The following is a 14063-nucleotide window of genomic DNA, read 5'->3' as shown; positions in this document are numbered from 1 at the left end:
ATGACCTGCCCCCTCTGGTCCGACTCCCCGGAGGGCGCGTAATTCTGGACGGGAGGAAAGAGTACGCATGAGTTCGCTGCGCCTCGGAATGGACATGCAGTTGATCCAAGGTCAGAAGATGATTCTGGCCCCGCGCATGATCCAGTCCATGGAAATCCTCCAGTTGCCCCTGGCGGACTTGCAGGCGCGCATCGAGCGGGAGTTGCAAGAAAACCCCTTCCTGGAGCTACGCGAGCGGCTTGGCGAAGCCGCAAGCTCCCGCGCCAAAGAGGAGTCCTCCGCCGAACCCCTGCACTACGATGAGAGCGGCGCCAGCGAATACGAGCGGCTCGAACAACTCAACCGCGAATGGGAGGGGGTGTTCGATGACGAGCCGCGCTTGAGCCGCTCCGCCGTCGAGGAAGCCGGCGAACGCAAACTGGAAGTCATGGCCAACGTGCCGGACCGGGCGCCTTCCTTGCAAGAGCACCTGGCGGCCCAAATCGCCGAATGGGACCTCGACGACCGCACGCGCCGCTTGGCTTTGCACATCTGCTCCTACATCGACCGCACCGGCTATCTCGGTACACGGGTGAGCATCCGCACGCGCCGGGGCCAGCGCGACGAGCATGAAGAGGAAATTTTCCGCCCGGTGCCACTGTCAGAAATCGCCGCCACTTTCGACGAGCAACCGACCACTGCGGAGGAAGTCGAACAGGTCCTCCTCAACGTCGTGCAGAAACTCGATCCCCCCGGCGTCGGCGCCCGCAACATGGCCGAATGCCTCTTGCTCCAAATCACTGAAGAGACCCCTCACGCCGACATGCTCCGCGTCTTGATTCGCGATCATCTCGAAGACATTGCCCACAACCGCTTGCCTGTTATTCAACGGGCCACCCACTGGGATATTCCCGCCATCCAGGCGGCGATCGAGACGCTGCGGCATCAACTCGATCCCAAACCCGGCCTGCGCTTCGGGGAAAGCGAAGCTCGCTATGTCCTCCCTGATGTCATTGTGGAACGGACCGACGATGGGAATTACACCGTTCGGCTGGTGGAAGACTGGGTCCCACCGATTCGGATCAGTCGGCGCACTGTCGAGCTGCTGCGCCGCACGGACCTGGATGAGCCGACCCGGCAAATGCTGCGCAAGAAGTTGCAAGCCGCCGATTGGCTGGTTAAGGCGGTGGAACAGCGGCGGCAGACCATCCTGAAGGTGACCCAAGCCATTATCGAGCATCAGCGTCCGTTCCTCGACCTGGGACCGGAACACATCCAGCCGCTCAAGATGCAGCAGATTGCTGAGCAGGTCGGTGTCCACGTCACGACGGTCAGCCGGGCCGTGGATGAAAAATGGGTGCAAACCCCCCGCGGCCTCTTTCCCCTCAAGCGCTTCTTTGGCGGCGGTAAAGCTAACGAGCAGACCGGCGAAGATGTCGCTTACGAAGTCATCAAGCAGAAGCTGCTGGAACTTGTCGCCCAGGAGGACAAAGCCAATCCCCTCTCGGATGAGGAATTGGTCGCCCGCCTCAATGCCGCCGGTTATCCGGTGAAACGGCGGACAGTGACCAAATACCGCAAGCTGCTCAACATCCCCTCCAGTCGGCAGCGGAAGGACTGGTCCCGTGTGGAAGCTCGTGCGGATCCCACGGCTCAGGTCGAGGTCTCCTCGGCTTATCCGCCTCCGCATCCCGCAGGTCGTCCGGACGCCCCGGAAGCGGGGCCGGCCTTTCCCTCCCCCTCCCTTGGTCCCGCCGCCGAGCAGCCACCTGCGGACATGGAGGAAGCATCCCGGCCATGATCCCTGACTTTCGAGCCGAGGAGGAGCGCCTGCGTCAAGGCGGTGGTCCGGCCGCCATAGCTCGCCAGCATGAGAAAGGACGCCTGACGGCCCGCGAACGGATCGCCCGCCTTTTGGACGACCCGCCCGCCTGGCTGGAGTTGGGCTTGTGGGCGGCGTGGAATATGTACAGCGAATGGGGCGGGGCGCCGGCAGCGGGAGTTATCACCGGCATTGGCCGCGTCGCTCAGCGCCACGTCATGATCATCGCCAACGACGCCACGGTCAAAGCCGGCGCCTTCTTCCCCATGACGGTCAAAAAGGTCCTTCGCGCCCAAAGGATTGCCCGCGAGCAGCGTCTGCCGCTCCTGTACCTGGTGGATTCCGCTGGCGTCTTCCTGCCGCTGCAAGATGAAGTCTTCCCCGATGAGGACGATTTTGGCCGTATCTTTCGCAACAACGCCGTGCTCTCCGCGGAAGGGATTCCCCAATTGGCGGCGATCATGGGCAACTGCGTGGCCGGAGGAGCCTATCTGCCTGTCCTGTGCGACACTGTGCTCATGACCGAGGGGAGCGGTTTGTATTTGGCCGGCCCGGCCCTGGTCAAGGCGGCCATCGGCCAAGTCGTGGACTCGGAGGCGCTCGGCGGCGCCCGCATGCATGCGGCCATCAGCGGCACAATCGACTTCCGGGAGCCTAACGATCCCGCTTGCCTCGACCGCCTCCGCCGCCTCGTTGCCGCCCTGCCAGCGGACCCCCCGTTTGTCCCCGTCGAGGATCGGCCCTTCGATCCCCTGCCGTTTACCCAAGCCGAATATGACGTCCGGGACTTGCTGCGCCACGTCCTCGACGAAGCTCCTTTTGACGAGTACAAGGCCGAATATGGTCAGACGCTAGTCTGTGGCTTCGGGCGGCTGGCCGGTCAGGCAGTCGGGGTCGTGGCCAATCAGCGTAAGCGGGTCCGGCCGGCGGAAGGACCGCTGCAATTCGGCGGCGTTCTCTACGTCGATTCCGCAGACAAGGCGGCCCGCTTCGTCATGGATTGCAACCAGATGCGCATTCCCATCCTCTTTTTCCAGAATGTCAACGGCTTCATGGTGGGCAAGGAGTCCGAGCAAGCGGGGATCATCCGCGCCGGCGCTAAGTTGGTCAACGTCATTGCCAACAGCGTTGTTCCCAAGATTACCCTGATCACCGGGGGTTCGTTCGGTGCGGGGAATTACGCCCTCTGCGGCAAGGCCTTCGATCCGCGGCTGATTGTGGCCTGGCCCACGGCCCAATACGCCGTCATGGGGGGCGAACAAGCCGCTGACACCCTGCTGGACATTCAGGTGCAAGCTCTGCGGCGCGCGGGCCGGGCGCCGGATGCTGCCGAGCTGGAACAACTCCGCCAGCAGGTCCAGCAAGCATATGCCCAGCAGATGGATATCCGCTACGCTGCCGCCCGGCTTTGGGTGGATGCTATCATCCGCCCGGAACAGACCCGTTCTGTCCTGGGTTGGGCCGTGCAACTAGCCCTGCGGCCTCAGCGCCTGCCGCCCCTGGAGCCGCCCTTCCGCACTGGCGTGCTCCAAGTCTGACGGCCTGAGTACACCGCGAGCTTGGGATTTGGCTGATAACCAGGTCGGCGGCCTTGCCCAGACTTCTCATTCCCCCTGCCGAATCCCGGCGTGTCTGCGGAGGCCTCACCCCTGAGCTTGCCCCAGGCTGATGCCGCCGCATCCCTTGACGTCTCACACTTGAGCGTTAGGATATTTACGCAGTCTTTCGGAGCCGCGGTGGCGGAATTGGCAGACGCGCCAGATTCAGGTTCTGGTGACCGAAAGGTCGTGGAGGTTCAACTCCTCTCCGCGGCATTCAAAATGGTCCCTTCCTCCCAAGCATCTCCCGTCACCGAATCATTCCCTTCGTTCCCTTGTGTCCTGTGATTCCACGTTCAGAGACTGCCGTTTCGCTTTGGGGGGCAAACCTGAGCGCAAAGACTGTTTGGGGGAGGCATGGGCTTTTTTCAGCTCCAGCCGGCACCGCTGCGGAGCTAAGAGAGTGGCTCAAGCCCTGTGGGAAAAGCCAAGAGGAAAGGCGCGGTGAGAGACGCGATAAGAGAAGAAGAGAGCTGGAGCGGGAAGAAAGCCAGGCAAATGTTGGCGGAGCGGACTGACGCTGTCTTAGCGTACCAGCGCTTGCCGTTCCAGATATTGCCAGAGGCGTTCATAGCGATGGGCCACGAGCCGCCGCTCCACGATACGCCAGGCATGAATTACACCGGGAACGTACAGGAGCAAAGTCAGTGCGAGATTCACGAGAGTCGGCCCGCTCCGCTTCTCGCTGCTCCAGACAGCCAACGGGGGACAAGCTAAAGCCAGGAGCGTCAACATCCGTCATCACCTCCTTGGGCGAAGGTTTGGGGTGGGAGTCATTCTCATGAGCAGGTCGGTTTCACTTGGGTGTTCCAGGGGCGGCTTGGGGCCGCGCCTCACTCGTATTATGGCCAGGCACCCGTGAAGCGCTGCTGAGCAAATGCTGAGCGGGGAATGAGAATAACGCGGTCATTGCTGGTGGGTTGACACATCCGGCGGGTTTACACGCTCGTGGCGGGTACCGAGGCACGCATCGGTGTCTTGGCACTCCAGGAACGCGGCGGAGAGGCAGACTTGCGCTCCGGGCAAGCGGCAGTCCGGGTGGTTCCCTCGAGGCTAGCGAGAACACGTTGCTTCCTGAAGGCCAGCGCGGGCAAAGGCCAGGGAGCTGGGCAAGAGAACGGAGGCGTATTCCGGCGGGGCAGGGAGGGGGCGTTAGCCCAAACAAAGGGATCGGGAGATCGGCGCGGGGGCGGCCTTAACGGCGGTGGCGAGGCCAGAAACACGCGGCAGCGACGGTTCCCAAACCGACCAAAGCGGCGAAAGCACTCGATGGCTCCGGCACGACGGACCCCGGCGGTTCCGAGATCGGCGGGGGATTCGGCGGGCCGTCACTGGGCGGGCCATCGGGGGGATTGCCCGGCGGGTTGTCGTGCGGTGGAGGCAAGGTACCCCCAGGCGGTCGGCCCTTCGGCCAAGGTTGCCAGTAAAAGGCTGGTCCGCTTTGAGCCGTGGCCAGCACAAAAGCCACACTGCTGATCCACGCCCCGACCACCGTGAGCCATCTGGTCATCATCGGTCCCTGCTCCGGAGGACTCCAGCGAAGAGTCACTGAGAAAGAAACGCTCCGTGACTGACCCATCCTTCATTCCCTTTTTCACCCGGCATGTCAAGGCGGATTGCCTGAAGCGATCTTTTCCGCTTTTGGAGAAAGGGATGCGGCGGGAGGGGTGGGCAGGAATTGCCCTTCGCAGCGGTGGGGTGACGGAGTAAAGTAGAGGGCAAGCTTGGAAGGAAGCGATGGGATCAGGAGAAGGGCAATGGTGTACGCACTTCTAGCGCTTTTGGCTTCCATGGCGGCGGTAGCGGGAAGTCTGTATTTGAGCCTGGGCATGGACTTGCAAGCCTGTACCCTCTGCTTCTATCAGCGGGCGTTGGCTTTGGCCCTGGTGGGGGTGTTGCTCCCCGGCGTTTTGGCCTTGCGGGATCGCGGCGGGCGCTTGTGCTTGGCAGCCCTGCCTGTGGCCATTGGCGGTTGGGGGGTGGCGTTGTTCCACGTCTGGCTCGGCTGGACCTATTGGCCCCGCAGTCAGGCAGCCTGGTACCTGGCTTGCCCGGAAGGCATTTATGGCCTGGGAACTGCCCCGCAACAGAGCCTGGCCATTTTCACCTTGATCATGATGTTCCTCCTCATCGGCGGCCTGCGAGAGGTGCGCAAGACGCATCAAGAGCATGCTACCTTGCTCTTGGCTGTGATCCTGGGGGCGGGGATCGCCGCGGGGTGCCTGCTCGCCAACCCGAAGATGCCCGATCCTAAACCGCTGCCGCCGGGGAAACTCAGCACTTGCCAGCCCACGCCGCGCTCCGCCTCCTGATCCGCGGGGGGAAGTAGAGAACTCAAACCGTATGACCGGCGAAAACGTATCCGCTCGACGATCTGTTCAAGGAAAGACGATCGCTAAAAAAGTGGAAGAGGAAACATTGCTTGGTTGGGGGAATGAAGTGCATCTTGGTCCTGCGGTCCCTGGCTCGCGGCCGGCTTCGTCGGATTCCGATCCCAATCGATTAGGATTGTAAGCTTAGCCGCTGCCAGGCGGTATGTGCTGATACAAGATGTGCAGATACTGGCGGATTGAGGCAGCGGAAGGGAAGACTTTTCGCCGACCGCTGCGAAAATGCAGTCATCCGAGGAGTGGCAAGTCATGCTGCGGTTGTTGAGCGTACTGGTACTAGCGAGTGGTGCGGTCTGGACGGCGGCTTGGGGTGCTGATTGGCCTCAGTGGATGGGACCGCAGCGCGATGCCGTCTGGCCGGAAGAGGGGGTCGTCCGCCAGTTCCCCAAAGACGGCCCGCGGATTCTCTGGCGCAAGCCGATCCACGGCGGTTACGCCGGCCCGGCGGTGGCGGAGGGACGAGTCTATGTCACTGATCGGGTGCTGACTCCGGGCGCCCGAGTTCCCGATGATCCCTTCTCCACGGCTCGTGTGGCGGGGAAGGAACGCCTGATCTGCCTGGATGCCCGCACCGGCGAGCAACTCTGGCTCCACGAGTACGATTGCCCCTACGAGATCAGTTATCCCGCCGGGCCGCGCTGCACTCCGGCCGTGGCCCAGGACAAAGTCTATTTCCTCGGTGCGATGGGGGACCTGTACTGCCTCGATGCCCGCAGCGGTCGGGTCCACTGGTCGAAAAACCTACCACGGGAATATGGGGCCAAGGTGCCGACCTGGGGTTACTGCGGCCATCCCTTGGTCCATGATGGCCTGCTCTATTGCATCGCCGGGGGGAAAGGCAGCCTGGCCGTCGCCCTGGATAAAGACAGCGGGAAGGAAGTGTGGAAGGCTTTATCGGCCAAAGAGCCGGGGTACAGCCCCCCGACCTTGGTGCGGCTGCACGGGAAGGAGCGGCTCCTCATTTGGCATGCCCAAGCCCTCAACGCCTTGGAACCGAAAACCGGCAAGCTCCTCTGGAGTGTTCCCCTGGCCCCGAAATACGGCATGGCCATCATGGCGCCGCGGGTCGAAGGCGACCTCATTTACGCGGGGGGAATCGGCGGAGCCGCCGTCGTGCTTCAGGCTCTGCCAAATGATCAAGTCAAAGTGCTCTGGAAAGAAGTGGTGGGCGAGACGGAATCCCGCGAACGCGGCTTGTATCCTGTGAACATGACCCCCTTCGTCCATCAAGGCGTCATCTACGGGGTGGATCAGGAAGGGATGCTGCGCGCCGTCGAACTCAAAAGCGGCAAGCGCCTCTGGTTCACGTTTCTGCCCGTCATCGGCAAGGAAGAGGATGAGGACTATAAAGGGGCCGGTTCCGGTACGGCGTTCCTCGTCAAAAACGGCGACCGCTTCATCCTCTTCGCGGAGACCGGCCACCTCATCCTCGCGGAACTGACTCCCCAAGGCTACAAGGAGATCAGCCGGGCCAAGGTGATCGAGCCGAGCAATGCCGCTTTTGGCCGCAAGGTCGTCTGGAGTCATCCCGCCTTTGCCAACAAATGCGCCTACATCCGCAACGATAAGGAGATCATCTGCGTCTCGCTTGCCGAGTGAGGGGTTCTGCCGCGCCTTTCTGCTTGACAATGGGAATCATTTGCCATTCGCGTCCAGAGGGATTGTGGGATTGTAGCGGAGGTGCGGAGCTAGTCTAATCAGCTCCCCTTGGCGTTGCTGGCGTGCTCTGTTCTCCTGACTCCTTCCTCCCCGTCGCGATTGTAGTTCCCGGCGGCGAGGTGGAAAAAACCAAAATCTGGCGTGACGGGGACGGGCGGAGAGGGTATGATACAGGTGCCCGCCTGAAAAAGGCTTGTCTTTGGATCGTCCCTTTCCCTTCCTCAGGAGACTTGGCGATGCGTCCTTCCACACCCGAAGTTGTGAGCTGCCCGGAGTGCGAGTTGGGCTGGGAAAGCGTAGCGAATTGGGACCGGCGGGAGTTTCTCCGCGTCACGGGGGCAACTGCTGCCGCGGCCACGGTGGGTCTGGCACTGACCCCTCTGGAGCGTGCCCGTGCAGCCCGGATGGCACGGCAGGCGGAGGCGGAAGCACTCGTCTTCGAGCTGTATCGCTCCCTGGATAGCGAGCAGAAGAAGTATCTGGTGCAACCCTGGGACTTGAAGCGCCCGAATCAGCCGCTGCCTGCTCGCTTGATGACCGCCAACGCCGCCGTCGGCAAATCGGTCATTGGCCTGGAATACAAGCGGCCTCAAATCGAGCTGCTCCGAAGGATCTTCCGAGCCATCAGTAATGGGGACGAAGGGTACCGGCAACTGAGCCGTAACGGCAAGTTTGACAACAGCGGCGACTTCGAGAACATCGGCGCAGTTCTTTATGGCGAGGCGGTGGAGGGGAAGAAGTTCTCCCTGGTCTTCTCCGGCCACCACCTGACCGTACGCTGCGATGGCAACTCGGAGGAACAGACGGCCTTCGGCGGTCCGCTTTACTACGGCCACAGCCCCAGCGGCTACTCCCGCACCAACGTGTTCTACAATCAGACCCAAGCCGTCACAGCCATCTACGAAGCCCTCACGGCGGAACAACGCCAGCAAGCCGTCTTTCCCGGCAAATGGCGCGATGGCGTGGAAACCGTCCGCCTGCCCCAAAAGCAGGCCAAGCTGCCCGGCATTGCCTATGCCGACATGACCGCCGAGCAGAAAACGCTCGTGCAAAAGGCCATGCAGGAGCTGATCTCCCCTTACCGCAAGGAAGACGGCGAAGAGGTCATGGAGATCATCAAAGCCAACGGAGGTTTGGAGAAAATCCACCTGGCCTTCTATCAGGAAGGGCAGACCAGCGCCAAAGAGCCGTGGACCTACTGGCGGCTGGAAGGACCGGGCTTCGTCTGGAGCTATCGGGCCTTGCCGCACATCCACTGCTTCGTCAACATCAGCGCGCGGATCAGTTGAGCAGGGTCCAGGACTGAGCGGGGCGCGGGATAGCTTGTGGTTCCCCTTCGGGCCTACTCCGCAAAAGGGTTGCCCCCTGGGGATCCCAGCACCCCCCGCCGCTGAGCTGGCCATGCTGGCGGCCCAATGACAAGGACGCGCGCGGAGTCAGGCTGCTGCCGCCTGTCCTTCGGGTCTCCTGGGATTGTCCCCTGATGTCACCCAGGAGACGCTGTTTTTTCTGAAGCGTCGTTTTTTCCTGGAGACGGCTCAGGAACCTTGATTGTTTCCGGGCGGAACCGATGTCCGAGGTCCAATCGCAAGTGGCGCAGGGTGGCGGCCCCACTTTTGCCCGGCGGAGTCCGTGGACGGCGCTGAGCGATGAGCAGCTCCTGGCTCAGTGCTCGGTTGATACCTACCGTGCGAGCGGGCCGGGAGGTCAGAAGCGGAATAAGACAAGTTCGGCGGTCCGCCTGCGTCATCATCCGAGCGGATTGATCGTCATCGCCGAAGAGAGCCGGTCGCAGCATGAGAACAAGGCCAGGGCTTTACAACGTTTGCGGCAGGGCTTTTACCTCCACATCCGGGAAGCTATCCCTGCTGCTGCGGACGGGAAAGTCGTGATCGAGCCGGTCGTGTGGCAGCAGCTTGGACTCCAGCCCGGCGAGTTCCCGCGCTCGGTGAAACATCCGGCGTTCTGGCCCTTGGCTGGCTTGGCCCTGGACGTGCTGGCGGCTTTGCAGGGACGGGTCGCACCCGCTGCTGAGGCGTTGGGTGTCTCCACGGCCCAACTCGTCCACTTCCTGCAACGGCATCCTCAGGTCTGGCAACAGGTCAATCGCCTGCGGCAGCACTTCGGCCACGCCCCACTCCACTGAACGAAACTTTGAACAGGCTCCGCCCCGCTGAGACAAAATCGTGGCCACAGTGCTTTCTCCGACGCCAGGAGAAGCCTCGCTTGCCAGAGGAAGCCTGGCAGTCTCGGAAGGCTTTGCGATGCCAGGATTCGATCACGGGGTTGGAGAGCACCTTGATGGCTCGGTTCTTTGGATGTTTCTGGCATTTCTGGCCGAAGTCCCGCGTGTAGGCTTTGGAAACAAGTGAGCCGGGGATTGAGGTTGCCGCTAGGGTGAGGAGTGAGAAAGATGAATACGGAACCAGACCTGGGGAGAGAAGGTCCGCATTATGCCGCCGCCACGATTCACCTGGATCATACCCGGCCAATTGGCCGCTCTGGCTCAGCCCGAAGCGGTGGAGGACCTTCTGTGGCTGCGGCGTGAAGGAGTCGAGGTGCTCATCAGTTTGACGGAGGTTCCCCCGCCGCGCGCTGGGATTAACGAAGCCGGCCTGATGTTGGTCCATGTCCCGGTCGAGGATATGACCGCGCCGGCGCTGGAACAACTGGAGCAAGTGGTGGAGACCATCCGCCGGGCGAATGCCGCGGGGCTAGGCGTGGCGGTCCACTGCACGGCAGGCCTGGGACGCACGGGGACAGCCCTGGCGGCGTATCTGGTCAGTCAGGGCTACTCGCCGCAGGACGCGATTGCGACGGTGCGCAGCCTGCGGCCAGGGTCGATCGAAACGGCGGAGCAGGAACGCGCTATCGAGGAGTTTGCCCGGCATTGGGCCGCCCGGAAGAAGGACGCGCCGGGCCATCCGTCTTCCTGAAGCGGCGTCAGCCGCCCTGGACTTCTTCATTGCCTCTTCCTGGAAAATTCGGCGACAAGGGTGGGGCTGCGTCGCTAGGACAGCCTTTAGCAGGATGCTGAGGTGTGGGGCGGGATGTTCCAGGAGGAGCGGGGCAGCGGCGTTCGAGGCGGCATGAAGCGGGGCATTCCAGCAAGAGGAGGGGAGCAGATGCGCGCGCACGTAGCTTTGGCGGGTTTACTGGCGATCCTGGCGGGACTGTGGCAGTTGACCCCGACGGCGGGCATCTCGGTCGCCGGGGAGATAAGCCAGACGGTCGGAGGGTCTTCTGGGTCAGCGGTCGCGAATCCGAAAGTGCGCTTAGCGGTGCTGCTGGTTTTCGATCAACTCCGCGGAGATTTCCTGGAGCGCTGGGAACCGCTTTGGGGACCGGATGGTTTCCGCCGCTTGCAACAGGAGGGCGCGTGGTTCATCCACTGCCATTACCCCTACGGCGTGACGACTACTGGTCCCGGCCATGCCTCGATCCTAACTGGTACCTGTCCCGATCGTCACGGCATCGTCAACAATAACTGGTACGAGGACGGCGAGGAGGTGTATTGCGCCACGTCATCGCGCTATCGGCTGGTGCCTGCGGTTCCCAAGGATAGCAAAGGGAACGAGGCGGAAACGCCGTCCCCTGCTGCCAAGCCGCGTGTGCCTCAGGCGGGGACCCCGGACCGGCTCCTGGCGGAAACGGTGGCGGACGTTTTACGCAGTGCCCATCCCGCGGCCAAAATCTTTGGCCTGTCGCTCAAGGATCGCTCGGCGATTCTCCCCGTCGGACGCCGTCCCGATGGCGCCTACTGGTTCACTCAGCGCTTCGTCACCTCGACTTACTACGCTGAACGGCTCCCGGAGTGGGTCGAGGCCTTTGAACGCCACCAGGTGGTGCAGCGGTGGTTTGGCCAGTCCTGGGAACGCTACCGCAAGGACATCGATTACACGCGCTGGAGCGGGCCAGATGATCAGGAGGGCGAAGGCATCGGCGCGCGGGTGACCGCTGCGAAGGACCCAGCGCGGGGCTGGTCCCAGGGGCGGACCTTCCCCCATCCGCTCCATCCGCCGCAACGGCGCGCACCGGGACGGGAATACTACGAAGCTCTGGCCAACTCCCCCTTCGGCAATGAGCTGCTCGCGGAGTTCGCCAAGGCTTGCATCACTGCGGAAAAGCTCGGCAGCGATGACATCCCCGATCTGTTGGTCATCAGCTTTTCGTCCAACGACCTGGTGGGCCACACGTGGGGGCCGGATTCGCAAGAGGTGCTGGACATCACCCTGCGCAGCGATCGGATCGTGGCGGACTTGCTCCAGTTCCTGGATGCCCAGGTGGGGCGGGGGAAGTATCTGCTCGCCTTGACGGCGGATCATGGCATCTGCCCGCTGCCGGAGGTCTCGCGCCAGCGCCAGATTTACGCTCAGAGGGTTGAGGTCCGCCGCCTGTTGGAGCAGACTCAGGAGCATCTCAACCGCGTTTACGCCCTGAAGACGGAGGAAGGCAGCGCCCTGGGCCGGCGGGCAAGTTGGTTCGAGGCGGTCTCGCTGCCGTGGCTGTATTTGAATCCGCGTGTGGTAGCAGCAGTGGGGAAAAGCCGTGAGGAAGTGGCCCAGGAAACGGCTCGCTTTCTGAACGAGCAGGCCGAGGTGTACCGCGCCTGGACTCGTAAGGAGCTGGTTCAAGGCTTCCCGGCCACGGAGACCGTGGGGCGGCGCATGGCGCGCTCTTTCCATCCTCACCGCTGCGGCGATGTCGTGATCGTGCTCAAACCCTATTGCCTGCCCCGCTCGTCCAATCCGGCCACCCCCAGCACGGGCACGACGCACGGCGCGCCTTTCAGTTATGACACCCATGTACCGCTTTTGGTTTACGGTCCGGGCATCGCCGGCGGTGTGCGCCACGAAGCCACGACGCCGCAAGCGATCGCCGCCATCTTCGCTCACTATTTGGGGTTGCGCCCGCCCCAGCAGGCGGAGTTTCCCGTGCCGAAAACCCTGGCGGCCAAACCGGGCGGGTCTGCACCCCGGCATTCACGTTAGGAAGAAGAATGCTGAGCCTACGGAGAAGAATGCCGGGCCTACACCCAATCCTCCACCTTGGGGATGTCGTCAGGCGGCGGTGGAGAAGGGGAAAGCAAGTAGCGGAGGAACCAATCGCGGGCCAGTTCGGCGACTTGCTCCAACGCGCCAGGTTCCTCGAACAGGTGGGTCGCTCCTGGTATGACCACCAACTCTTTGGGGCAGGTCAGCAGGTCGAAGGCCTGGCGGTTCCAGGTGAGGACTGGTTCATCATTTTCGCCGACGATCAGCAGGGTGGGGGCGCGGACGAAGGGGAGGTCCTGACTCGCCAGGTCGGGCCGCCCGCCGCGGGAGACGATGGCCGCCACGAGCGACGGATGGCTTGCAGCCGCCAGCAAAGCCGCCGCACTGCCCGTGCTCGCCCCAAAGAGGCCACACGGCAAGCCGGTGATCCGCGGTTGCTGCACCGCCCATGTCGCTGCTTGCACCAAACGGTCCGCTAAAAGTTCGATGTCAAAAACCTTGCGGCGATCGCTTGCTTCAAGACCGGTCAGCAAGTCAAAGAGCAAAGCCGCAAACCCCGCCTCGACCAGCACCGAGGCCACGTAGCGATTCCGCGGGCTGTGGCGGCTGCTGCCGCTGCCGTGGGCGAAGACCACGATTCCCCGCGGCTTGTGCGGCAGCCACAACGTACCGGGCAGGCTCAAACCGGGACGCAGGGGAATCTCCACTTCGTCTTGGGAGTTTCCGCTCGGCAGACTACCACTGCTGGGCGGCTCCGGCGGAAAGGGCGCCATCGACGAGTCGGATAGCTCCGTCCTGCCCAGCCCACTCTCGAAAAGCGACATAGCGGCATAACTCCTGTTTCTTTGCGGATGCTGCCGGAAAACGTGTTTGGCCTCACCGTATGCGCTCTGAACCCGCTTGGCTGTTCGCCCAACTTGAGCGTTCGTTCAGGGGATTGGTCCAAAAAACGGCGAGGCGAGGGTCGGCGTTTACTGCCGGGGCCTCCTCGCCTCGGGATTTTCTCTGCCCTGTACCTTCCTTGACACTGCGTGTTCTGTGTTATACTCCCGCCTCATGAGTGAGGCATGAGAGTTAGGAGGGGAAAAGGTCACCTCTCACAGAGCCGCCGGAAGGCGTCACGCAGTCGTGCCCACCATCCTGGCGCCGTCATTTTGGGGTGACGACGATTTTCTTGGGCTGCGCTTCTGGTTTCTTGGGGACGGTGATGGTGACCACGCCTTGGGAGCTGGTGGCTGTGACCTTATCCGCATCAACGCCCGGAGGCAGCGGGATCGCGCGATAGAAGGTGCCCATGAAGCGCTCGACGCGGTGATAGTTCTTCTTCTTCTCTTCCCGTTCCTCCTTGCGTTCGCCGCGGATGGTCAGCACCCCGTTTTCAATGGCAATTTCCACATTCTTGGGGTCCACGCCCGGCAGGTCTGCCTTGACGAGGATTTCCTTCTCCGTCTCCTCCACGTCCACACGGGGTGCCCAAGTGGTCAACGCCTCGCCGTTCCCCTCTTCTCCGAAGAAGCGCGCCATCAAATCGTCCATTTCGCGCCGGAAGGATTCCAGCAATCCCCATGTCGTGGGACGCCACCGAGTCAAAGCCGTTGCCATGGTGCTACCCTCCTTTCCA

General features: G+C 62.6%; 11 protein-coding genes, 1 tRNA gene and 1 pseudogene. 9 read left to right on the top strand and 4 right to left on the bottom strand.

The genetic code is table 11. From position 1 onward, the window contains the following. Positions 1–67: 67 nt before the first annotated feature. The 3 genes from rpoN (at position 68) to H0921_RS02490 (ending at position 3615) form a co-directional block, all read left to right on the top strand. Positions 68–1780, top strand: a complete 1713-nt coding sequence (rpoN, locus tag H0921_RS02500) for an RNA polymerase factor sigma-54 (RefSeq protein WP_228498900.1) — start codon at positions 68–70, stop codon at positions 1778–1780. Next, on the top strand, positions 1777–3339 hold the full coding sequence (locus tag H0921_RS02495) for an acyl-CoA carboxylase subunit beta (RefSeq protein WP_194536428.1): 1563 nt from the start codon (positions 1777–1779) through the stop codon (positions 3337–3339). The genes rpoN and H0921_RS02495 overlap by 4 nt, the downstream gene beginning before the upstream one ends. A 192-nt stretch (positions 3340–3531) precedes the next feature. Beyond that, a tRNA-Leu gene (locus tag H0921_RS02490) sits at positions 3532–3615 on the top strand. A 309-nt stretch (positions 3616–3924) separates the two neighbouring features. Here H0921_RS02490 and H0921_RS02485 read toward each other — a convergent pair. Together H0921_RS02485 and H0921_RS02480 are read right to left on the bottom strand one after the other, a co-directional pair. Further along, positions 3925–4134: a YqaE/Pmp3 family membrane protein gene (locus H0921_RS02485; protein WP_194536427.1), complete on the bottom strand. Its 210-nt coding sequence runs from the start codon at positions 4132–4134 to the stop codon at positions 3925–3927. 460 nt (positions 4135–4594) lie between these two features. Then, positions 4595–4912 (bottom strand): PEP-CTERM sorting domain-containing protein, encoded by a 318-nt coding sequence (locus tag H0921_RS02480; RefSeq protein WP_194536426.1) that lies wholly within the window; start codon positions 4910–4912, stop codon positions 4595–4597. Between the two features lie 244 nt (positions 4913–5156). Between H0921_RS02480 and H0921_RS02475 the strand changes: the two genes are divergently transcribed. The 6 genes from H0921_RS02475 (at position 5157) to H0921_RS02450 (ending at position 12439) form a co-directional block, all read left to right on the top strand. Further along, entirely contained in the window at positions 5157–5711 is a 555-nt protein-coding gene (locus tag H0921_RS02475; protein ID WP_194536425.1) for a disulfide bond formation protein B, read from the top strand. Between the two features lie 327 nt (positions 5712–6038). After that, entirely contained in the window at positions 6039–7388 is a 1350-nt protein-coding gene (locus H0921_RS02470) for a PQQ-binding-like beta-propeller repeat protein (protein WP_228498899.1), read from the top strand. Between the two features lie 296 nt (positions 7389–7684). Then, positions 7685–8737 carry a DUF3500 domain-containing protein gene (locus H0921_RS02465; protein ID WP_194536424.1) on the top strand — a complete coding sequence of 351 codons (1053 nt, stop codon included), beginning with the start codon at positions 7685–7687 and terminating at the stop codon, positions 8735–8737. A gap of 281 nt (positions 8738–9018) precedes the next feature. Then, positions 9019–9594: a peptide chain release factor family protein gene (locus tag H0921_RS02460; protein ID WP_194536423.1), complete on the top strand. Its 576-nt coding sequence runs from the start codon at positions 9019–9021 to the stop codon at positions 9592–9594. A 307-nt stretch (positions 9595–9901) separates the two neighbouring features. Then, complete coding sequence (locus H0921_RS02455) at positions 9902–10384, top strand: dual specificity protein phosphatase 23 (RefSeq protein ID WP_194536422.1); 483 nt, start codon at positions 9902–9904, stop codon at positions 10382–10384. Between the two features lie 189 nt (positions 10385–10573). Then, entirely contained in the window at positions 10574–12439 is a 1866-nt protein-coding gene (locus H0921_RS02450; protein WP_194536421.1) for an alkaline phosphatase family protein, read from the top strand. Between the two features lie 38 nt (positions 12440–12477). On the opposite strand, the pseudogene H0921_RS02445 reads toward H0921_RS02450, so the two are convergent. Both H0921_RS02445 and H0921_RS02440 read right to left on the bottom strand, forming a co-directional pair. Then, positions 12478–13203: pseudogene (locus tag H0921_RS02445) on the bottom strand (dienelactone hydrolase family protein); the annotation flags it as partial. A gap of 388 nt (positions 13204–13591) precedes the next feature. Beyond that, a complete protein-coding gene (locus H0921_RS02440) occupies positions 13592–14044 on the bottom strand; it encodes an Hsp20/alpha crystallin family protein (RefSeq protein WP_194536419.1) in 453 nt (150 codons plus the stop codon). Positions 14045–14063 lie beyond the last annotated feature (19 nt).

Origin of the sequence: Thermogemmata fonticola, from assembly GCF_013694095.1 — a bacterium.
Lineage (GTDB): Bacteria > Planctomycetota > Planctomycetia > Gemmatales > Gemmataceae > Thermogemmata > Thermogemmata fonticola.
The sequence above is the reverse complement of the archived record's forward strand: the minus strand, read 5'-3'. Positions and strand labels throughout refer to the sequence as shown.